Annotated in this window: 19 protein-coding genes and 1 pseudogene; 4 read left to right on the top strand and 16 right to left on the bottom strand. The window is 70.8% G+C overall.

The window, feature by feature from the left end; genetic code table 11:
- Nucleotides 1-46: 46 nt before the first annotated feature.
- Nucleotides 47-721: a UbiX family flavin prenyltransferase gene (locus tag KUM38_RS29290; RefSeq protein WP_217133646.1), complete on the bottom strand. Its 675-nt coding sequence runs from the start codon at nucleotides 719-721 to the stop codon at nucleotides 47-49.
- A gap of 114 nt (nucleotides 722-835) precedes the next feature.
- On the opposite strand from KUM38_RS29290, the gene KUM38_RS29295 reads away from it, so the two are divergent.
- Complete coding sequence (locus tag KUM38_RS29295; protein ID WP_217133648.1) at nucleotides 836-1,036, top strand: type II toxin-antitoxin system VapB family antitoxin; 201 nt, start codon at nucleotides 836-838, stop codon at nucleotides 1,034-1,036.
- A gap of 23 nt (nucleotides 1,037-1,059) precedes the next feature.
- Here KUM38_RS29295 and mqnP read toward each other — a convergent pair whose 3' ends face one another.
- The gene (gene mqnP, locus KUM38_RS29300; RefSeq protein WP_217133651.1) at nucleotides 1,060-1,965 is read right to left on the bottom strand and encodes a menaquinone biosynthesis prenyltransferase MqnP; all 906 of its coding nucleotides are present in this window, start codon (nucleotides 1,963-1,965) and stop codon (nucleotides 1,060-1,062) included.
- Nucleotides 1,962-3,413, bottom strand: a complete 1,452-nt coding sequence (locus tag KUM38_RS29305) for a menaquinone biosynthesis decarboxylase (protein WP_217133652.1) — start codon at nucleotides 3,411-3,413, stop codon at nucleotides 1,962-1,964. Before KUM38_RS29305 ends, mqnP begins: the two co-directional genes overlap by 4 nt.
- A 66-nt stretch (nucleotides 3,414-3,479) precedes the next feature.
- Here KUM38_RS29305 and KUM38_RS29310 point away from each other — a divergent pair, with 66 nt between their 5' ends.
- Nucleotides 3,480-3,818, top strand: a complete 339-nt coding sequence (locus KUM38_RS29310) for a PLD nuclease N-terminal domain-containing protein (protein ID WP_217133654.1) — start codon at nucleotides 3,480-3,482, stop codon at nucleotides 3,816-3,818.
- A gap of 22 nt (nucleotides 3,819-3,840) precedes the next feature.
- On the opposite strand, the pseudogene KUM38_RS29315 reads toward KUM38_RS29310, so the two are convergent.
- From KUM38_RS29315 to KUM38_RS29325, 3 genes and pseudogenes are all read right to left on the bottom strand, one after another.
- A pseudogene (locus KUM38_RS29315) lies at nucleotides 3,841-4,194 on the bottom strand (RICIN domain-containing protein); the annotation flags it as partial.
- Between the two features lie 149 nt (nucleotides 4,195-4,343).
- Entirely contained in the window at nucleotides 4,344-6,203 is a 1,860-nt protein-coding gene (locus KUM38_RS29320) for a LamG-like jellyroll fold domain-containing protein (RefSeq protein WP_217133656.1), read from the bottom strand.
- A 167-nt stretch (nucleotides 6,204-6,370) separates the two neighbouring features.
- Nucleotides 6,371-6,742: a hypothetical protein gene (locus KUM38_RS29325; RefSeq protein ID WP_374227102.1), complete on the bottom strand. Its 372-nt coding sequence runs from the start codon at nucleotides 6,740-6,742 to the stop codon at nucleotides 6,371-6,373.
- Between the two features lie 598 nt (nucleotides 6,743-7,340).
- On the opposite strand from KUM38_RS29325, the gene KUM38_RS29330 reads away from it, so the two are divergent.
- Both KUM38_RS29330 and KUM38_RS29335 read left to right on the top strand, forming a co-directional pair.
- A complete protein-coding gene (locus KUM38_RS29330) occupies nucleotides 7,341-7,874 on the top strand; it encodes a DUF6232 family protein (RefSeq protein WP_308409086.1) in 534 nt (177 codons plus the stop codon).
- Nucleotides 7,871-8,215: a hypothetical protein gene (locus KUM38_RS29335; protein ID WP_217133657.1), complete on the top strand. Its 345-nt coding sequence runs from the start codon at nucleotides 7,871-7,873 to the stop codon at nucleotides 8,213-8,215. Before KUM38_RS29330 ends, KUM38_RS29335 begins: the two co-directional genes overlap by 4 nt.
- A 59-nt stretch (nucleotides 8,216-8,274) precedes the next feature.
- On the opposite strand, the gene KUM38_RS29340 is transcribed toward KUM38_RS29335, so the two are convergent.
- The 10 genes from KUM38_RS29340 to hemL all read right to left on the bottom strand — a co-directional run bounded on the left by KUM38_RS29340 (nucleotide 8,275) and on the right by hemL (nucleotide 18,710).
- On the bottom strand, nucleotides 8,275-9,042 hold the full coding sequence (locus KUM38_RS29340; RefSeq protein ID WP_217133659.1) for a CDP-alcohol phosphatidyltransferase family protein: 768 nt from the start codon (nucleotides 9,040-9,042) through the stop codon (nucleotides 8,275-8,277).
- Between the two features lie 246 nt (nucleotides 9,043-9,288).
- Nucleotides 9,289-10,209, bottom strand: a complete 921-nt coding sequence (locus KUM38_RS29345) for a CU044_5270 family protein (RefSeq protein WP_217133661.1) — start codon at nucleotides 10,207-10,209, stop codon at nucleotides 9,289-9,291.
- Nucleotides 10,206-10,820 carry an RNA polymerase sigma factor gene (locus tag KUM38_RS29350; protein WP_308409087.1) on the bottom strand — a complete coding sequence of 205 codons (615 nt, stop codon included), beginning with the start codon at nucleotides 10,818-10,820 and terminating at the stop codon, nucleotides 10,206-10,208. The genes KUM38_RS29345 and KUM38_RS29350 overlap by 4 nt, the downstream gene beginning before the upstream one ends.
- An 80-nt stretch (nucleotides 10,821-10,900) precedes the next feature.
- The gene (ccsB, locus tag KUM38_RS29355) at nucleotides 10,901-12,028 is read right to left on the bottom strand and encodes a c-type cytochrome biogenesis protein CcsB (protein WP_217133663.1); all 1,128 of its coding nucleotides are present in this window, start codon (nucleotides 12,026-12,028) and stop codon (nucleotides 10,901-10,903) included.
- A complete protein-coding gene (locus tag KUM38_RS29360; RefSeq protein WP_217133665.1) occupies nucleotides 12,025-13,758 on the bottom strand; it encodes a cytochrome c biogenesis protein ResB in 1,734 nt (577 codons plus the stop codon). Before KUM38_RS29360 ends, ccsB begins: the two co-directional genes overlap by 4 nt.
- 4 nt (nucleotides 13,759-13,762) lie before the next feature.
- Nucleotides 13,763-14,536: a cytochrome c biogenesis CcdA family protein gene (locus KUM38_RS29365; protein ID WP_217133669.1), complete on the bottom strand. Its 774-nt coding sequence runs from the start codon at nucleotides 14,534-14,536 to the stop codon at nucleotides 13,763-13,765.
- A 1-nt stretch (nucleotide 14,537) separates the two neighbouring features.
- Entirely contained in the window at nucleotides 14,538-15,188 is a 651-nt protein-coding gene (locus KUM38_RS29370; RefSeq protein ID WP_217133671.1) for a TlpA disulfide reductase family protein, read from the bottom strand.
- A 66-nt stretch (nucleotides 15,189-15,254) separates the two neighbouring features.
- A complete protein-coding gene (locus KUM38_RS29375) occupies nucleotides 15,255-16,538 on the bottom strand; it encodes a hypothetical protein (RefSeq protein ID WP_217133733.1) in 1,284 nt (427 codons plus the stop codon).
- A gap of 166 nt (nucleotides 16,539-16,704) precedes the next feature.
- Nucleotides 16,705-17,397, bottom strand: a complete 693-nt coding sequence (locus KUM38_RS29380; RefSeq protein ID WP_217133674.1) for a histidine phosphatase family protein — start codon at nucleotides 17,395-17,397, stop codon at nucleotides 16,705-16,707.
- Nucleotides 17,394-18,710, bottom strand: coding sequence for a glutamate-1-semialdehyde 2,1-aminomutase (hemL, locus tag KUM38_RS29385; RefSeq protein WP_217133676.1), 1,317 nt, complete (start codon nucleotides 18,708-18,710; stop codon nucleotides 17,394-17,396). Before hemL ends, KUM38_RS29380 begins: the two co-directional genes overlap by 4 nt.
- Nucleotides 18,711-19,028: the final 318 nt, after the last annotated feature.

Here is a 19,028-nt window from a genome sequence, read left to right on the forward strand (position 1 = left end):
AAGAGGTCTGAAAGTTCTGCACATGCCGGGGTGTTGCGGGAAGTGCTCAGTCCGTGCGGGATCCGCCGCCGAGTTCGCCCTTCCAGCGGCGGTAGAGCCCGTGCTCGACACCCGCCGCGTCGAGTACGCGTCCGGCGACGAAGTCCACCAGGTCCTGGATGTGCGTCGCGCCCGCGTAGAAGGCCGGTGAGGCGGGCACCACGCTCGCGCCCGCGTCGTCCAGCGTCACCAGGTGCCGCAGCGTCTGGCCGTTCAACGGGGTCTCCCGTACGGCCACGACCAGCGTGCGTCCCTCCTTCAGGGTGACGCTCGCCGCCCGCTGCAACAGGTCCTTGGACAGCCCGAGCGCCACCCCGGCCACACAGGCCGTGGAGGCGGGCACGATCAGCATGCCCTTGCTCGGGTACGACCCCGAGGACGGCCCGGCCGCGAGGTCACCGGCGGCCCAGTGCCGTACGCCGTCGAGGTCGACGGTGAACGTGTCCGGCTTGCCGTCCGCACCCCGGGACAGCCATTCCCGCAGGTCGTCACGCCAGTGGGCGTCCCGGAAGGCGATGCCGGTCTCGTCCAGCAGGGTGAGCCGGGAGGCCCGGCTGACGACGAGGTCGACGCTCTCCCCCGCTGCCAGAAGCGCACGCAGCACAGCGGCTGCGTAGGGCGTCCCGGACGCCCCGGACACCCCCACGATCCAAGGCTTGCGCCGCGTTTCTCCTGCGTTCACAACTCGAGCCTACCGGCGGACGGCGGGCTTCCGTTCTCAGGACCGGCCGGAGGCCTTCGGGTCCGGCGGCCCGGGCGGCTAGAGTGCGGAGGCGACGCGGAATGAGGGGGAGCGGTGGCCAAGGTCAACATCAGTCTCGACGCCGAACTCGTGGTGGAAGTGATGGTCCTGGCGGGGGTCGGCTCGCCCCAGGACGCGATCGAGGTGGTCGTACGGGACTACATCGCCCGCGGCCACCGCACCGAGGCACGCACCGAACTCAAGGACCAGGGCCTGCGCGAGATCGACGCCAAGCCGCAGGAGCCCCAGGGCTGAGCCCCGGCCGCGCGCCGACGTTCTTACACCGTCAGGCCCCGCACCAGCAGGTCCAGCAGCGCGCACACGAACAACGCGATGCCGATGAAGCCGTTGACGCTGAAGAACGCCCGGTTCAGGCGGCTCAGGTCGTTCGGGCGGACGATGGTGTGCTCGTAGACGAAGGCGCCGGCCACGATCAGCAGGCCGAGCCAGAAGAAGGCGCCGGCGTCGGTGAGGAGCGCGTACCAGACGAAGAGGGCCGTGGTGACGGCGTGGCAGCCGCGGGCGCCCCAGATCGCGGCCGGGATGCCGAAGCGGGCCGGGACCGACTTCACGCCGATCGCGCGGTCCGCGGCGACGTCTTGACATGCGTAGATGAGGTCGAAGCCGCCGATCCAGATGCCGACCGCGAGGCCGAGGACGACCGCGTCCCAGGACCACGAACCGGTGATCGCCAGCCAGCCGCCGACCGGGCCCATGGCCTGCGCGAGGCCGAGGATGGCCTGCGGGAAGTCGGTGAACCGCTTGCCGTACGGATACACCACCATCGGGATCACAGCGACGGGTGCGAGGGCGAGGCAGAGCGGGTTGAGGAGGGCCGCGGCGCCGAGGAAGACGACGAGGGCGATGAGCGCGCCCGTCCAGGCGTGCTTGACCGACATCGCGCCGGTGACCAGCTCGCGGTGCGCGGTGCGCGGGTTACGGGCGTCGATCTCGCGGTCGATGATCCGGTTGGCGGCCATGGCGAAGGTGCGCAGGCCGACCATGGCGACGGTGACCAGGAACAGCCGGCCCCAGTGGATGTTCTCGTCCCACTCGTACATCGCGGTGAGGGCGGCGATGTAGGCGAAGGGGAGGGCGAAGACCGAGTGCTCGATCATCACCAGGCGGAGGAAGGCTTTCGTGCGTCCCGGCTGCTGCGGAAGCGCGGCGGAGGCCGAGGTCACAGTCCGTACTCCTTCCAGCGGCGGTCGACGAGCGCGGCCGTGTCCGGGTCGGACTCGACCATGTCGGGCCAGCCGCCGTCGCGCGTGTACCCCTCCTCGGGCCACTTCCTCGTCGCGTCGATGCCCGCCTTGCCGCCCCAGAACTGCTGGTAGGAGGAGTGGTCGAGGTGGTCGACGGGACCCTCGACGACGGTGAGGTCACGGGCGTAGTCGGTGTTGCCGAGGGCCCGCCAGGAGACCTCGTGCAGGTCGTGGACGTCGCAGTCGGAGTCGACGACCACGATCAGCTTGGTCAGCGACATCATGTGGGCGCCCCAGATGGCGTGCATGACCTTCTGCGCGTGCTTGGGGTACTTCTTGTCGATCGAGACGATCGCGCAGTTGTGGAAGCCGCCGGACTCGGGGAGGTGGTAGTCGACGATGTCCGGGACGATGATCTTGAGGAGGGGCAGGAAGAAGCGCTCCGTCGCGCGGCCCAGCGGTCCGTCCTCGGTCGGCGGGCGGCCGACGACGATGGACTGGAGCAACGGGCGCTTGCGCATCGTCACGCAGTCGATCTTCAGGGCCGGGAACGGCTCCTGCGGGGTGTAGAAGCCGGTGTGGTCGCCGAACGGCCCCTCGGGGAGCATCTCGCCGGGCTCCAGCCAGCCCTCGATGACGACCTCGGCCTGCGCCGGGACCTGGAGCGGAACGGTCTTGCAGTCGACCATCTCGATCCGCTTGCCCTGCAGGAACCCGGCGAACAGGTACTCGTCGATGTCGCCGGGGAGGGGGGCGGTGGAGGCGTACGTCACGGCGGGCGGGCAGCCGAAGGCGATGGCGACGGGCAGGCGCTCGCCGCGCCGGGCGGCCACCTGGTAGTGGTTGCGGCTGTCCTTGTGGATCTGCCAGTGCATGCCGATGGTGCGCCGGTCGTGGCGCTGGAGGCGGTACAGGCCGAGATTGCGGACGCCCGACTCCGGGTCCTTGGTGTGGGTGAGGCCCAGGTTGAAGAAGGAGCCGCCGTCCTTGGGCCAGGTGAACAGCGCGGGGAGCTGTTCGAGGTCCACGTCGTCGCCGTGCAGGACGACCTCGTGCACGGGCGCGTCCTTCACCTTCTTCGGCGGTACGTGCGTCATCGCGCCGAGCTTCCCGAACGCCTCGCGCACCCCGACGAACCCGTGCGGCAGCTCGGGCTTCAGCAGCCCGCCGATCTTCTCGGAGATCTCCGCGTACGACTTCAGGCCCAGCGCCTTCAGCAGGCGGCGGTCCGTGCCGTACACGTTCATCGCGAGGGGCATGCTCGAGCCGCGCACGTTCTCGAAGAGCAGGGCGGGACCGCCGGCCTTCTGCACCCGGTCGACGATCTCACCGACCTCCAGATACGGGTCGACCTCGGCCTTGATGCGCTTGAGGTCGCCCTCGCGCTCCAGCGCCCTGAGCAGGGAGCGAAGATCGTCGTAAGCCATGCGGTCAAGTATCCCCGAGCGGTTACCCTGGCCCTGTACCGCCCACCGCTTTCGCTGGAGAGGCCCATGCTGCGGGTGCTGATGTTCCTGGTGCCACTGGCCCTGAGCGTGTACGCGTTCATCGACTGCATCAGCACGAAGGACGACGACATCCGCCACATGCCCAAGCCGCTGTGGGCGATCCTCGTGCTGCTGTTCCCGCTGGTCGGCTCGATCTCGTGGCTGATCGCCGGCAAGAAGCGGCACCCCGCGGGCGCGGGCGGCTCCGTCGGTTCCGCCTGGAGCCGGGGCGGCGGCCGGCAGTGGGTGGCACCGGACGACAACCCCGAGTTCCTGAAGTCGCTGGACGAGGAGAGGGACAAGGACGACAAGCCGGGGGACGGCGAGCGCGGAGGGCCCGCCTGACCGTCCCCGCGTCGGCTCCTCGTCAGCTCCGGGTCCAGCTCTGGGCCGCCGAGCCGGTGCACGTCCGCCGCATGATCATGCCGCTCGGGGTGGCGTGCTCCAGGCACAGGCCGTTGTCCGTGAGGACCACGGTGCCGCCGGAACCGAGACGCCACTCCTGGGCGTTGTCCGCACCGCAGGTCGCGCTGTGCATCGAACCGTAGCCGGACAGGCAGGTGCCGGACGCCTGGTGGACGATCCGGTAGGTGCCGGAGGAGACGCTCCGCAGACTCCAGCGGGCCGTCGCGGCGGCGCAGCCGCCCCCGGCGACATTGCCGTACGAGGTGGTGTCGGAGGCGGTGAGGCACTGTCCGCTCGACGCGTTGCGCAGGGTGAAGCCGCCCGTCGACGGGGATGACCACGGGGATCACCCGTGTCCGGCGGCCTCGCTTCTCCGGCGACGAGGCGGCTCGCGTCCTGCCCGACCGGATCTGGCGGTCGATCAGCGCGGACCCCGGATGATCGCGGGCGGGGCGCAGGGGCGGGTCAGCCGAGCTTCTTGATCCGGGCGGCGGTGAGGGGCCGGTCGAAGACCCTCACGTCCCGGACGGCGCCGGGGAAGAAGTCGACGGCCCGACCGCCGTACGATGCCCGGCCGATGATGAAGGGGCCGGTGGCGGGCATCGGGTGGGTGTCCTCGGCCTCCGCCTCCTGTACGCCGTTGACGTACAGCCGCAGTGTGCGCGCCCGGCCGTCGCAGACGCCGACGAGGTGGGTCCAGACGTTCACGACGGGCTCGCTGCGGCCGGCGGCGCGCAGGCCGGGGCGGGAGAGGGCCCAGCGGTTCTCCTCGACGGCGTACTGGAGGTAGAAGCCGCTGGCGTCCCCGGCGTCCTGACTGACGGCGGTGGCCCAGTTCCCCGGTGCGGCGGAGAGCCGGACCCAGGCGGCGACCGTGAAGCTCCGGCCCTTCCCGGTCTCCAGCACCGGCCCCCCGGTCACGATCTGGCTGCCCTGCCCGTCGAAGACGGCTCCGCCTCCACCGGGCAGCCAGGTCACGCCGGTCGCGGCGCCGTCGTGACGGCCGCCCGCGATGTCCCGCGCGACCGTGCCCGAGGCCTCGTCGAGGGGCCAGTGCCCGACGGGCCGGACGGGCTGGGGGGCGGCGGAGGGTGAGGACGAGGGGGAGGCCGAGGAGGGGGGCGTGGCCCGGTCCCGGTCCGCGGCGGCCGACCGGTTGAGCCAGAACCCCGTCCCGACACCGGCCGCGGCGACCGCGCCCGCGCCGACGCCGAGGAGCAGGAAGGCCCGCCGGCTGCCGCCACGTTCCCGGCCCGCCCGGTGGCCGGTCGGCCCCGTCGCGGCGGGCGCCGGCTCAGGGGTGGTGTCGGCCCGGGTGGCCTGGTCGTGGAACCGCGGCGCCACCATGGTCGCCTGCGGCGGGAGGCCGCCGGGCCCGCCGTCGCGCGGAAGTACGTTCGTCAGGGCCCCCGGGTCCGTGGGGCGGGCGCCCGGGAGGGGCGTACCGGCCGCGGTCGGGGACTCGGGACCGTTGCCCGCCGACCAGGGGCCGAGGTGGCGCAGGGCCATCGTGCTCTCGTTGCCCAGTGCGCCGACCCGGGCGAGGATCTCGCGCGGGGTGGGGCGGCGGACCGGGTCCTTGGCGAGGCAGTCGCCGATGAGGGCGTGCAGGGCCGGGTCGGTGACGGCGCCGATGTCGGGGGTGTTGTGCACCACGCGGTAGAGCAGCGCGGGGGTCGGCCCCTCACCGAAGGGATTCGCGCCGGTCGCCGCGAAGGCCAGCACCGCGCCCAGGCAGAAGACGTCGCTGGCCGGGGTGATCGTGTCACCGTTGACCTGTTCGGGCGACATGAATCCGGGTGAGCCGGCCACGAGACCGGTGCCGGTGATCGAGTCGGCCTCGACGCTGCGGACGATCCCGAAGTCGATGACGCGGGGCCCGTCCTCGGCGAGCAGCACGTTGGAGGGTTTGAGGTCGCGGTGGACGAGGTTCACGGCGTGGATCGACACCAGCGCCTCGGCCAGTCCGGCCGCCAGCGCGAGGACCGCCCCCGCCTCGAACGGCCCCCGCTCGACGACCGCCTGCTCCAGCGACGGCCCGGCGATGTAGCTGGTCACCAGCCACGGCAGGGGCGCGTCCGGGTCCGCGTCGACGACCGGAGCGGTGAAGGCGCCGCTGACCTTGCGGGCCGCCTCGACCTCGCGGCGGAACCGGTCCCGGAACTCGGGCCTGCGCACCAGCTCGGCGTGCACCACCTTGACCGCGACGAGCCGCCCGCCCGGGGAACGCCCGAGGAACACCTGGCCCATCCCGCCCGCGCCCAGCCGGCTCAGCAAGCGGTACGCCCCGACGGAGTGCGGGTCGTCCGGCTCCAGCGCTGACACAAATGCCTCCCGGCGTGCGATCTCGGCCCATGGGGGCAGGGCCAAGCATAGAGCCATTCGCACCCGTGTTCGCCGAAGTGCCGTACGCCGTACGGCACTTCGACCGCCGCCCTTTCCCTGAGCCGTACTGCGCCTCTACACGGATCCGGGCGAGCGGGGCGTCACCGTCATACGAAGATCTCTTCGGCCTTCGGGGCGGCGACGGTGCGGGTGAGCCAGCGGCGGAGGAGGCCGGGGTCGCCGCGGTCCGTGACGCGGCTGCGGATCTCGTCGGGGATGTCGAGGCCGCGTTGCTCCAGGACGAGCAGGATGTCCTCGGCGCGGCTCTTGAGGAGGGTTTCCGCGCGGGCTTCTTCCCGGATCTCTTCGACGAGGTAGGACTTGTAGAGGGAGAGGTCCACGGCCGCCAGGTTCCTCCAGAGGTGCTTGGCCGGGTGCTTGCCCAGGCCCTGTGCGGTGCATTCGACGATGGGGTCCGCGATGTCTTCGGGCGCGTCCCGCAGTGCGGAGGAGTTCCGCCACCGTTCCCGGCCGACCACCGACGGGTCCGCCGGATCGGCGCAATGCCGAGGGCCCGGGGGAGGGAGGGAGTTCAAACTGTGTGAGCATCCCGGTCGATCGTGTTGGGGCAGCGCTCAGATGTCGGGGGTGTGAACACGCCCTTGATCATTGCTCACGAAATTTCGGCAAGGGTGGCCCTGTGGGCGGGGCGCCGAACGTACACCCCGGCGCCCCCCGTTCGCGCCTGTTCATCGCGTCGGTACCTCTCCCCCGCGGGCGACGTGCGAGCGGTCGCACGGGATGCGGACCGCCGGCCCGCACGGGATGCCGCGCCCCGTCGGTGACGGACGAGTCGCGCGGCACGAGTCGAGGCGGATCAGGCCGCACGCACACCTACTATGTCCGAAAAGGAGCGGTGTCGATCGCTTCGACCCCGTTAAGGTTCGTCACCCGGTGATGGGCGTCACATATTCCAGGGGGATCAGGCAGGACATGGAGAGACCCGAGAACCCGCAGGCGGCACAGGAGCTCTCCTCACAAGCGCCTCGGTCCCGCGCATCCGGCGGCAACGACAGACCCTGGCACAACCGGATCACACCTCCACCGCCGTCGTTGCCGGGTCAGCGGTCGGGAGGCGTGGAGCTGCGGGTCGGCAAGCGCCTGTTGTGGGTCGGTAGCGCGGCCTACCCCCTGCGAAACATCACACGGGTGTACACGTTCCTGCTCGTTCCACGGCGCGGTGAGGCGACCGTACTGTTCTTCAAGCGCGTGGCGATCATCCTGTCGGTGGCCCTGGCCGTGACCGTCGTCAGCTGGGCCGCCACCCTCGACGGCGACGACGGCATCGCGGGAACCGTCATCGGAGTCGTCTGGTTCGGCGCCGCCGTGGCGCTGATCTACTGCGTCGGAGATCTGGGGGCAGTGCTGACCGCCGCATCGCACTGGGTGATGGCCATCGAGACGTCCGGTGCGTCGACGGCATTGGTGACCAGCGAGAACACCCAACACCTCGACCAGCTCGTCGACTACGTCGTGAACGCGATCGAGAATCCCGAGACCGAGTTCAAGGTGAAAGTCGGGACGCTCTCGATCAATCCCAGGCACTACCACTTCGGCGACAACGTCAACATGTACGGCGGATCGGGCAACGTGGGGATGGAGAAGGCGTGAGCGGCGACCACTACCACTTCGGCGACCGTGTCGAGATGTACGGCGGATCGGGCAACCGGGGCATCGTGAAGAACGCGGCGCCGACCGTCCTGGATCCCCGGACGCGTGCCGCCATCGAGGAGTTGACGCGACAGCTGCGGGAGCTGAAAGCCGAGTTGCCGCCCCTGAGCGCCCAGACGATCGACGAGTCCTTGCCGGTCATCGCCCCCGACGCCGCAGTCGACACGCAGACCCGCACCCGCGCTCTGCTGGCCGTCGCCGGCGTCGCCGCGACCGCCGGGGCCCTGGGCGTGCCGATCGTGGAGGCGGTCAACACCGTTCTCCAGCTTCTGAGTGCGTAGGAGCAGCGGAGCCGACGCCGAGCGCGCGGGCTCCGGCTGCCGGGGGCACCGGGAACGCCTCAGCGCAGGCGGGACGACGACAGGATCGACAGCAGGTGGGCCGGGACCATCACCCAGGTGATGACGGCGAGCGCGCCCAGCGCCCAGCGGGTGGGCTCGATGCCGCCGGTGACCGTGTCGGCGACCGCCGCGACGAGGAGGACGAGGGACGCCTCGATGCCGTTGGTCACCCGGTGGATCTTGAACGCGGCAGCGACGCGGCGGACCGTGGCGACGCCCTGGGAGCGGGGGCGGGTCGACTCGTCGTCGGCGACGGTCAGTCCGCGGCGGGCGCGGGCCACGTCCACCAGGTCGGTGGAGGCCTTGAGCAGGACGACGCCGAGTGCGGTGGCGATGCCGACCGACAGCCAGCCGCCGACGCCCGACTCGGCGGCCCGGTAGCCGGCGCCCGCCATCAGCGCCGCGTCCGCGAGGTACGCGCCGAGCCGGTCGACGTAGATGCCGGCCGCGCTGTTCTGCCCCTTCCAGCGGGCGACCTCGCCGTCCACGCAGTCGAAGAGCAGGAACAGCTGCATGAGGATCACGGCGAGTATCGCGCCGGTCAGGCCGGGGATCATCAGCGCGGCGCCGGAGGCCACTCCGCACACCACCATGGTCCAGGTGAGCTGGTCGGGGGTGACGGGGGTGCGGACCAGATGGCGGGTGGTACGCAGGGAGACCTTGCGCATGTAGAGCCGGCCGGCCCAGTGCTCGCCGTTGCGGCTCGCCATCTTGGCCTGCGGCTGGCAGACCTCCCGCAGCTCCTCCAGTACCGGTGCGGCACCCATGACGTTCCTCCCAGCCCCAACTGCCGCCCGCGCGGCGGTGATCGGGACAGCGTACAGAGCGTGTACGGCGGGTTGCCGACAGGGGACACCGGCCCCGTGGAATCGATCGCTCCGGTCACCGCACGCGCCGGATCGGAAGAGGTCGGCGTCCCGTCGGCGCACGCGGAGACCGCCGCCTCCTCCGCGGGGGTCTCCGCGCGTCATCCACAGCTGTGGAGCGAGGGCACCGGAGACCGGGGAGCCCGGTCACGGCCGTTGCCCCCGCTTGTCCACCACCGCCCGCTCCAGGACGGCGAAGCGGCCGGTCACCTCGCCCTTCTCGAAGCCCCAGGGCAGGTCCTCGACGGCCACCTCGCGCTCGCCCAGGAACTCCTTGGTCTTCTTGTCGAAGATCAGCTCGACGCGTTCCCCGTCGTCGACCCGGGCGACCGCGATCCCGTGCCGGCCCGCCGCGTCGACCGCGTCGTCGACGACGAAGACGCCTCGGATCTTCGCCGCCGCCCGGTAGAGCGCGGCGGCCTGCTCGGGCGGCATCAGGGACTCGCGCGCGAGGTCGCCGACGAGGACGAAGTTGGCCTCGTCCTTGCTGTCGCTGCCCTCGCTGACACGGTTCAGCCACTCGTACATCCGGTCCGGCTCGGTGGGGAGGGTCTGGAGGTGGCGGTAGTTGGTGTTGGACGGGATACCGGGCGTCTGCTTCTCCAGCGGTTCGTGGTCGGCCCGGTCGTAGGGGGCGTGCAGCATGCCCTCCTGCGAGCCGTCCACCGACAGCCAGACCTCGCGCTGGTGGACGGGCTGAAGCTTCGCCGGGACGTCATCGCCCCTGTGCACGGTCCAGCCGCCCTTGCTCTTGATGTACACGAACTGGTCGTCCCTGACGCCGGTCGGTGCTTCCGCCCGCTCCGCCGCCAGCGCGATGTCCTCCAGCAGGGCCACGGCCTCCTTCGACGCGGCCGGTGCGGGCTCACCGGACGGTACGGCGACGGTGAGGGCGGCGACCACGGCCACAGCAGCGGCAGCCACCAGAGCGGGACGCCTCCACCTGGACGGGTTCGGGGCGGAAGCGGTGGGGGCGGTGCGCCGGATCTCGGTCATCAGATGCTCCTTGAGGAGTCGGTGACGGGCCGGCGGAAGGTCTCTCTCCGGGAGTTCGGGGAGCTGGTTCATCGGTTTCCCTCCCTCAGGGGCCCGACCGCGGTGATGCGGTCACCTCTCATCTGTCCGCGGGATGCGGGGGGTTCCTGACTTTTGAGATGTTTCGCGAGTTTCGTCCGGGCGCGGGAGAGCCGGGACCGTACCGTGCCGACGGGCACGCCGAGCGCCTCCGCGGCGGCGGCGTAGTCCAGGCCCGACCACACGCACAGCGCCAGTACCTCGCGCTCGGGGCGGCGCAGTTCGGCCAGGGCGGTGTGGACGAGGGCCAGCTGCGCCGCGTCGTCCAGGCGCCCCGCGACCTCGTCGGCGAAGTCCCGCACCGTCTCGTCGCGCGGAAGGCGGGCGACGGCCGCCGCGTGCCTCCGTGCGGCGCGGCGGGTGTTGCGCGTGACGTTGGTGGCGATGCCCAGCAGCCAGGGCCTGAGCGAGCCGCCCTCCTCGTCGAGTTTCGCGCGCAGCCGCCAGGCGTCGAGGAAGGTCAGGGACACCACGTCCTCGGCGGTGCTCCACTCCCCCGTGAGCCGGTAGGCATGGTTGTAGACGGAGCGCGCGTACGCGTCGAAAAGGTCGCCGAAGGCGTCGTGGTCCCCCGCGCGGATGCGTCTCCGCAGATTCGTGTCCACGTCCTTCTGCCTGTCCGGACGACGAAGGCCGGTTCCCGTGACTCAGGTCACAGGGAACCGGCCTGCCGGTGTGTCCGGGTTCAGAAGCCGACCGACTGGAGCGCGCCCAGGCCGACGTCCGCGTACGAATGCTTGCTGGAGACGAAGATGTTGACGCCGTAGTAGTTGAACAGCCAGCAGCCGAAGGCGAGCAGGGCCAGGTAGGCGGCCTTGCGGCCCTTCCAGCCGGCGGTGGCGCGGGCGTGCAGGTAGGCGGCGTAGGCGACCCAGGTGATGAAGGACCAGACCTCCTTGGCGTCCCAGCCCCAGTAGCGGCCCCAGGCGTCGCCGGCCCAGATGGCGCCCGCGATGATCGTGAACGTCCACAGCGGGAACACGGCCGCGTTGACGCGGTAGGAGAACTTGTCGAGGGAGGCGGCGGCGGGCAGCCGCTCCAGGACGGAGGTGGCGAAGCTGCCGGGCTTGCCGCCGTTCACGAGCTTGTTCTCGTACGCGTCCTTGAACAGGTAGAGGATCACGCCGACCGCGCCGACGTAGAAGACCGCGCCGCACAGGATCGCCGTGGAGACGTGGATGTACAGCCAGTACGAGTGGAGGGCGGGGACGAGCTGGTCGCTCTCGGTGTAGAGCCAGGTGACGGCGATACCGAGGTCGAGGAGGACCGAGGTGGTCAGGAACAGGCCGAGCCAGCGGACGTTCTTCCTCAGCGCCAGCAGCAGGAGGTACACGCCGACCGCGGTGGTGGAGAAAGTGATGTTGAACTCGTACATGTTGCCCCACGGCGCCCGCTCCACGGACAGCGCGCGGGTGAGCACGCCGCCGAAGGAGAGGCAGAACGCGAGCACGGTGAGGGAGATGGCGATGCGCCCGTAGAGGTCGCCCTTCTCGTCCCCGCCGTGCGCCCCGGGCCCGTCGGGCACGTCCCGCGATCCGGCCGCGGCGCGCACGACGACCTTCGGCCGCTCCAGTACGGCCGTGCCGCCGGCCTGGTTGACGGTGACGGCCGGTGCCTTCCTCGCCTCCGCCTTCGGAGTGAGGGCGGCGGCGGTCCGGGCGACCTTGCTGCGGCTGCCGAAGGTCCACTCCGCGATGTACGCGAAGAAGGCGAGGGTGTAGACCGCCATCGCGGAGTAGACCAGCACGTTGCTGATCTCCGCGAGGTTCTCGTTGGCCGCGGCGGCCAGATCTGTTGCGGCGGCGAGAGTCATTTCTCAGCCCCTTCGGCAGGTACGGCTTCGGTGTCGGTGTCGGTGTCGGTGGGACCGGTCGGGTCCGGGGAGGGATCGGGTGCGCCCGGTGCCCGGTCGTAGAGGATGCCGGCGAGTTCGCCGAGTTCCTCGGGCACCTTCGCGGACTCGCTGCGGCCGAGGCCGGCCATCTCGACGACGGTCACACCGTCGGGGCCCTCGACCGCGCGCACCCACACGCGGCGGCGCTGGATGAACAGGGAGCCGGCGAGGCCGGCGATCGCGGCGACGGCGGCGCCGAGCGCCCAGCCGCCGCCCTGCTCCTGGACGACCTGGAAGCCGGCCCACTCCTTGACGTCCTTCTCGAAGGTGACCGAGCCGGCGCCGTTCGGGAGCGTCATGGTCTCGCCGGGCGTGAGCAGCTTCTTGAACAGCTCGCCCTCGGAGTCCTTGAACTCCTTCATCTTGGTCTTGTCCATCTGGTACACGCTCTGCGGAATGCCGGAGTCGGCCTTCAGGTCGCCGTGGTAGGCGGAGAGCGCGAGCACCGGATAGTCCAGCGCGGGGAACTGGGAGAGCATCGTGCCGCTGGCTGAGCCGCCGAAGGTGGGCACGAAGAAGGCGTTGAAGCCGAGCTGCTCCTTCTCGCCCTCGGGGTTGCGGTAGCCGTCGAGGACCTTGACCACGCCGGAGGAGGTGACGTTGGCGTCGAGCGGCAGCAGCGGCACGGCGTCCTGGAAGACGATGTTCCCCTTGCCGTCGCGGACGGTGACGACGGGCGCGTAGCCGTGGCTGACGAGGTAGACCTTGGCGTCGCCGATCTTCAGCGGCTTGTTCACCTTGACGAGGGCCGTCTTCTCCTCGCCGTCGGCGCCCTCGGTGTAGGTGAGCTCGGTCTCGTACGTGCGCGGGGTGCCCTTGTTGGGGCCGGTGCGCTCGTAGGTGCCGGTGAACTCCTTCACGTCGAAGCTGAACGGCACCAGGTCGTCGTTGGTGAAGAGGCTGCCGGACTTGAAGTCGTCGTACTGGGTGAGCGTGTTGGCGAAGCCGTCGCCCTCGACGACCAGCTTGTTGCCCTCGGACTTGAACAGCTGGCCCCAGGCGAAGGCGATCAGCATCACGATCAGCGCGATGTGGAAGAGCAGGTTGCCGACCTCGCGCAGGTAGCCCTTCTCGGCGGCGACGGCGTCACCGGCGAGGTGGGCGCGGAAGCGGCGCTTCTTCAGCAGGGCGAGCGCGGCCTCGCGGACCTGCTCGGGTTCGGCCTCGGTGCGCCAGGTGGTGTGGGCGGGCAGCCGGGTCAGCCGGCGCGGCGCGCCCGGCGGGCGGCCGCGCAGCTGGCCCACGAACTGCCAGGTGCGGGGCACGATGCAGCCGATGAGGGAGACGAACAGCAGGATGTAGATCGCCGAGAACCACACCGAGCTGTAGACGTCGAAGAGCCCGAGCTTGTCGTAGACCGGCGCGAGGACGTCGTGGCGCTCGCGGAAGTCGGCGACCGCCGTCTCGTCGATCCCGGTCTGCGGGATGAGCGAGCCGGGGATCGCGCCCAGCGACAGCAGCAGCAGGAGCAGCAGCGCGACCCGCATGGAGGTGAGCTGCCGCCAGAACCAGCGGGCCCAGCCGATGACGCCCAGGGCGGGCAGGTGGGGCGGCTCCTCGGTGGGAGCGGTGGACAGCTGGGAGCCGGCGGCGCCGAGGTCCTGGTCGTCGGCGGCCGTGGGGGTGTCGTCGGTTGTCGTCTTGCTCATCGGGTCAGATCCCCACAGTGAAGCCGTTGGACCAGGTCTGCATCTCCGCCACGAGGCTGTCCCACGCGCCGGTCAGCAGCAGCACACCGGTTGCGATCATCATGGTGCCACCGATGCGCAGGACCCAGACGTAGTGCCGCTTGACCCAGCCGAAGGCACCGAGCGCCTTGCGGAAGGCCACGGCGGCGAGCACGAAGGGCACGCCCAGTCCCAGACAGTACGCGACGGTCAGTACGGCGCCGCGTCCGGCGCTCTCCTGCTGCGCGGACAGGGTCAGCACGGAGGCGAGGGTGGGGCCGATGCAGGGGGTCCAGCCGATGCCGAACAGGGCACCGAGGACGGGCGCGCCGACCAGCCCGGTCGCGGGGCGCTTGTGGAAGCGGAACTCGCGCTGGGTGAGCCAGGGCATCAGGCCCATGAAGAAGACACCCATGAGGATCATGAGGACGCCGAGCACCTTGGACAGGACGCCCGACTGTTCCTGCAGGGTCTGCCCGAAGTAGCCGAAGAAGGCGCCGCCGGAGACGAACACGACGGTGAAGCCGAGCACGAACAGGGACGCGCCGGCGACCATCCGGCCGCGCCGGGCCTCGGCCAGGTCGGTGCCGGAGACGCCGGTGACGTAGGAGAGGTAGCCGGGCACCAGCGGCAGTACGCAGGGTGAGAAGAAGGAGACCAGCCCGCCGAGTACGGCGATGGGCAGGGCGGCCAGCAGGGCGCCGTTGAGCACCGTGCCGTTGTAGCCCGTCTCGGCGGCGAGCGTGTGCAGGGCCGTCACGTCACTTCTCCGCGACGACCGGCTTGAGCATCTTCAGCAGGCGTTCCTCGCTGAGCGAGGTCAGCGAGCGGGCCGCGATCTTCCCTTCCCGGTCCAGGACCAGGGTCGAGGGGACCGCCTGCGGGTTGAGGGTGCCCTTCTCGAAGCGGAGCATCAGCTTGCCCGTGGGGTCGTACAGGCTCGGGTAGGGGATGCCGAAGTCCTTCTCGAAGGCGAGGGCGGCCGTGGTGCTGCCGTCCCGCGTGTTGATGCCGACGAACTGCACGCCCTGGTCGGCGTAGTCCCCGGCCACCTTGGCGAAGTACTTGGCCTCCGCGCGGCACGGGTTGCACCAGGAGCCCCAGACGTTGAGGACGACGACCTTGCCCTTGTAGTCGGCGACGTCGAGCTGCTCGCCCTCGAGCGTCTTCCCGGACAGGTCGGGCGCGGCGACCCGCTTGCCCTCGGGGACCGTGGAGATGCCGTCGGTGCCGGTGACGAAGTTGGTGTTGCCGCCCCCGCCGGACGTCCCGCCCGATCCGCACGCGGAGACGAGCAGCGCGGTCGCGGCCACGCCGGCGGCCAGGGTGGCGCGGCGGCGGACGCGGAGGGCGCGGTTCGAGCTGTGATCGGCTCGGTTCGAGCGCTGGGGGGCGCGGCTGGCGGCACTCATGTGAAAAGTTTCGCATGCCCGTTCTGGGGATCTTGCGCACCCCCCGTGCGGGCGGAAACCCGCATTTCAGGCGGCGTTGCCGGTGCCTGTTCCGGTGGTGCTCGTCCCGGTGGTGCCGGCGTCCCGGGCGAACGCCTTCCAGCCACCGGCCGGTTCCTGACCGACGTCCAGGGTGCGCAGCCGCTCCAGCACCTCCGGCCTCTGCACGTCCAGCCAGTCGGTGAACTGCCGGAAGGAGACGAGCCTCACGTCGCCGCCCTTCTCCTTCTCCCGCGCGATGTGCTTGAGCGCTTCCTCCACGGCGTCCATGTAGATGCCGCCGTTCCACTGCTCGAAGTGGTTGCCGACGAAGAACGGCGCACGGTTCGACTCGTATGCCCGCTTGAATCCCGATATGTACGCCTGGGTCGCCTGCCGCCGCCAGCCCGGGTGGTGGTGGGCCGGCGCGTTGGTCGAGTTGACCGACTGGTTGGCGAGGATGTTGTAGTCCATCGACAGGACCTCGAAGGAGCGGCCGGGGAACGGTATCTGCTGGAGCGGAAGGTCCCATATGCCCTGCTTCTTCACCGGCCAGACCTGGCGGCCGCCGGGCGAGGAGGCGTCGTAGCGCCAGCCGAGCTCGCGGGCGGTGGGCAGCAGGTTGTCCTGGCCGAGCAGACAGGGTGTACGGCCGCCGACGAGCTCCTTGTCGTAGTCGAAGGGGAGCGGCTCCAGGTCGGTCCAGCCGGAGTTGGTCCGCCACTCCTTGACGAAGGACTTGGCCTGCTCGATCTCGCTGCGCCACTGCCGCGCCGTCCAGCCGCCGACGCTGCCGGAGCCGCCGCAGAAGTGGCCGTTGAAGTGGGTGCCGATCTCATGGCCCTCGAGCCAGGCGCGGCGGAGGTTCTTCAGCGTGTCCTTGATGTGGCCGTCGGTGAGGTAGCCGATGTCGGAGGCGCCGCGCGGGTTGTTCGGGGGGTCGTAGAGGCGCTTCTTCGACTCGGGGAGCAGGTAGAGGCCCGAGAGGAAGAAGGTCATGGCCGCGCCGTGCTCCTTGGCCAGGTCCAGGAAGCGCGGGAAGAGGCCGTTGCCGACCTCGCCGGCCCCGTCCCAGGAGAAGACGACGAACTGCGGCGGGGTCTGCCCCGGCTCCAGCGGCACCGGCTCGTCGGGCTGGTGGGGCTGCCTGCCGGTGAAGGAGGTGGAGCCGTCACCGATCGGGCGGGCGGTGTTCGTCGGCTTCGGCTTCGGCGTGCCGGGCCGGTCGTCGGGGCGAGGGCCGCCCGTGTCGGTCCCGCCACCCGAATCCGTGTGGCCGCCGCAGCCCGCCAGTGGGACGGCGGCGGCGGCTCCCGCCCCGAGCCCGAGCATTCCCCTACGGGTGAGACTGCGCATGGCAACCCCGATCGTCACGTCCTCTGGTGGTCACTCACTCAGAGGACGTGACGAAGCCTGGGGTTCCCGACCGTGTGCGGGGGTTTCGCAACGGTTTTCGAAAGCGTGGTCCCCGTCGGGCGTCGCGCCGGTCCGGCGGGCGTTACGCCCCGAACGCCTTGCTCTTCCCCTTCACCGGCCTGGCGCCCGCCAGGAGATGCGCGGGGACGAGATCACGGGCCGGCTCGCTGTAGCCGACGGAGACGATCCTGTCCCCCTGGTAGGTGAAGGTGGTCAGCGAGGCGAGCGTGCACTGCCGCTTGCGCGGGTCGTGCCACAGCCGCCGCTTCTCCACGTAGGACCGCACGATCCAGATCGGCAGCTGGTGGCTGACCAGCACCGCCTCGTGTCCGCGCGCCGCGTCCTTGGCCGCGTTCAGCGCGCCCATCATGCGGATGACCTGCTCGACGTACGGCTCGCCCCAGGACGGCTTGAACGGGTTGACGACGTGCTTCCAGTTGGCCGGGCGGCGCAGCGCGCCGTCGCCGATGCCGAAGGTCTTGCCCTGGAAGACGTTCTCCGCCTCGATCAGCCGCCCGTCGGTGGCGATGTCCAGGCCGTGCGCCTTGGCGATGGGCTCGGCCGTCTCCTGCGCCCGCTCCAGCGGGGAGGCGACGACGTACGTGATGTCGCGGGAGGCGAGGTGTTCCCCGACCCGGTCGGCCATGCGCCGGCCCAGCTCGGAGAGGTGGTAGCCGGCGAGACGGCCGTACAGGATGCCGTCCGGGTTCTCGACCTCGCCGTGCCGCATCAGGTGGACGACGGTGACGTCGTCGTCCTTCTCCGGAGTGCTCATGCCGTGGCCTCCGCCGCCGCTCGGGCCGCCGCCGGGAGGGCGTCGGCGATCCGCTGGAGGGCCCGCTCGTCGTGCGCGGTGGACACGAACCAGGACTCGAAGGACGACGGCGGCAGGTAGACGCCGTTCGCGAGGAGCGAGTGGAAGAACGCGGTGAAGCGGAACGAGTCCTGCGCCTTGGCGTCCTCGTAGTTCCGCACCGGGCGGTCGGTGAAGAACACCGAGAACATGTTGGAGGCGTTCTGCAGCGTGTGCGCGACGCCCTCCTTGCCGAGCGCCTCGGTGACGAGCGACTGGATCTGCGCCGACACGGCGTTCACCTTCTCGTACGCGGCGTCGTCGAGCAGCCGCAGCTGGGCGAGCCCGGCGGCGGTGGCGACGGGGTTGCCGGAGAGGGTGCCGGCCTGGTAGACGGGGCCGGCCGGGGCGAGGTGGCCCATCACGTCGGCGCGCCCGCCGAAGGCCGCGGCCGGGAAGCCGCCGCCCATCACCTTGCCGAAGGTCATCAGGTCGGGCCGCACCCCGTCGACGCCGTACCACCCGGCGCGGCTGGTCCGGAACCCCGTCATGACCTCGTCGGAGATGTACAGCGCGCCGTTCGCGGCGCACGCGTCCTTCAGCCCCTGGTTGAACCCGGGCAGCGGCGGTACGACGCCCATGTTGCCCGGGGACGCCTCGGTGATCACGCAGGCGATCTCATCCGGGTGCGCGGCGAAGGCGGCGTGCACGGCGTCGAGGTCGTTGTACGGCAGGACGATGGTGTCGCCGGCCTGGGCGCCGGTGACGCCGGGCGTGTCGGGGAGCGCGAACGTGGCCACCCCGGAACCGGCGGAGGCGAGCAGCGAGTCGACGTGCCCGTGGTAGCAGCCGGCGAACTTGACCACCTTGGTGCGCCGCGTGAACCCGCGGGCGAGCCGGATCGCCGACATGGTGGCCTCGGTCCCGCTGGAGACGAGCCGCACCTGCTCCAGCGGCTCGATCCGGGCGGTCATCTCCTCGGCGAGCGCGACCTCGCCCTCACCGGGCGTGCCGAAGGACGTGCCGCGCGCGACGGCCTCCTGCACGGCGGCGATCACCTCGGGGTGCGCGTGCCCGAGGATCATCGGCCCCCAGGAGCAGACGAGGTCGACGTACTCGCGTCCGTCGGCGTCGGTCAGGTACGGGCCGGTGCCCGACACCATGAACCGGGGCGTGCCGCCGACGGCGCGGAAGGCGCGCACCGGCGAGTTCACGCCGCCGGGCGTGACGGCCGCGGCACGGTCGAACAGTGCCTGCGAGGCTGGGGCTTCGTATGAATATGGCAGTTCGCTCATGACCTGCGACTTCTCCGACCTTCTCCGACATTCCGGGGTTTCCCGGCTCCGGGTGCGTATGACGTGTCCAGGGTAGGCCAGGGGCGGCCTCCGGCATCCGGCCCCCGATCGGCCGTGATCTGCGAAACTGGCGTCTGATACACACAGCTCACACGGTCGGGGCCGGCCGGAGGCTGCGAAGCTCCCGCGGGCAGATGTCCGACCGTACGTTTCGGCGGGCGGCCGTGGGGGAGGTCACTGACACGATGATCGGGTTGCGCGGCGGGGGCCACGCGTCCTAGAAAAGCAGTCGGGTGGAGATATGCATCGCGGTGGCGG

It is taken from the genome of Streptomyces sp. AC558_RSS880 (assembly GCF_019049255.1).
Taxonomy (GTDB): domain Bacteria; phylum Actinomycetota; class Actinomycetes; order Streptomycetales; family Streptomycetaceae; genus Streptomyces.

What these genes read in the sequence shown, in the direction of transcription:
- KUM38_RS29310 (WP_217133654.1), top strand. Translation starts at nt 3,480, where the DNA reads ATGCTGCGGGTGCTGATGTTCCTGGTGCCACTGGCCCTGAGCGTGTAC.
- KUM38_RS29360 (WP_217133665.1), bottom strand. Translation starts at nt 13,758, where the DNA reads ATGAGCAAGACGACAACCGACGACACCCCCACGGCCGCCGACGACCAG.
- KUM38_RS29340 (WP_217133659.1), bottom strand. Translation starts at nt 9,042, where the DNA reads ATGGGTGCCGCACCGGTACTGGAGGAGCTGCGGGAGGTCTGCCAGCCG.
- KUM38_RS29305 (WP_217133652.1), bottom strand. Translation starts at nt 3,413, where the DNA reads ATGGCTTACGACGATCTTCGCTCCCTGCTCAGGGCGCTGGAGCGCGAG.
- ccsB (WP_217133663.1), bottom strand. Translation starts at nt 12,028, where the DNA reads ATGACTCTCGCCGCCGCAACAGATCTGGCCGCCGCGGCCAACGAGAAC.
- KUM38_RS29375 (WP_217133733.1), bottom strand. Translation starts at nt 16,538, where the DNA reads ATGCTCGGGCTCGGGGCGGGAGCCGCCGCCGCCGTCCCACTGGCGGGC.
- KUM38_RS29370 (WP_217133671.1), bottom strand. Translation starts at nt 15,188, where the DNA reads ATGAGTGCCGCCAGCCGCGCCCCCCAGCGCTCGAACCGAGCCGATCAC.
- KUM38_RS29380 (WP_217133674.1), bottom strand. Translation starts at nt 17,397, where the DNA reads ATGAGCACTCCGGAGAAGGACGACGACGTCACCGTCGTCCACCTGATG.
- hemL (WP_217133676.1), bottom strand. Translation starts at nt 18,710, where the DNA reads ATGAGCGAACTGCCATATTCATACGAAGCCCCAGCCTCGCAGGCACTG.
- KUM38_RS29345 (WP_217133661.1), bottom strand. Translation starts at nt 10,209, where the DNA reads ATGAACCAGCTCCCCGAACTCCCGGAGAGAGACCTTCCGCCGGCCCGT.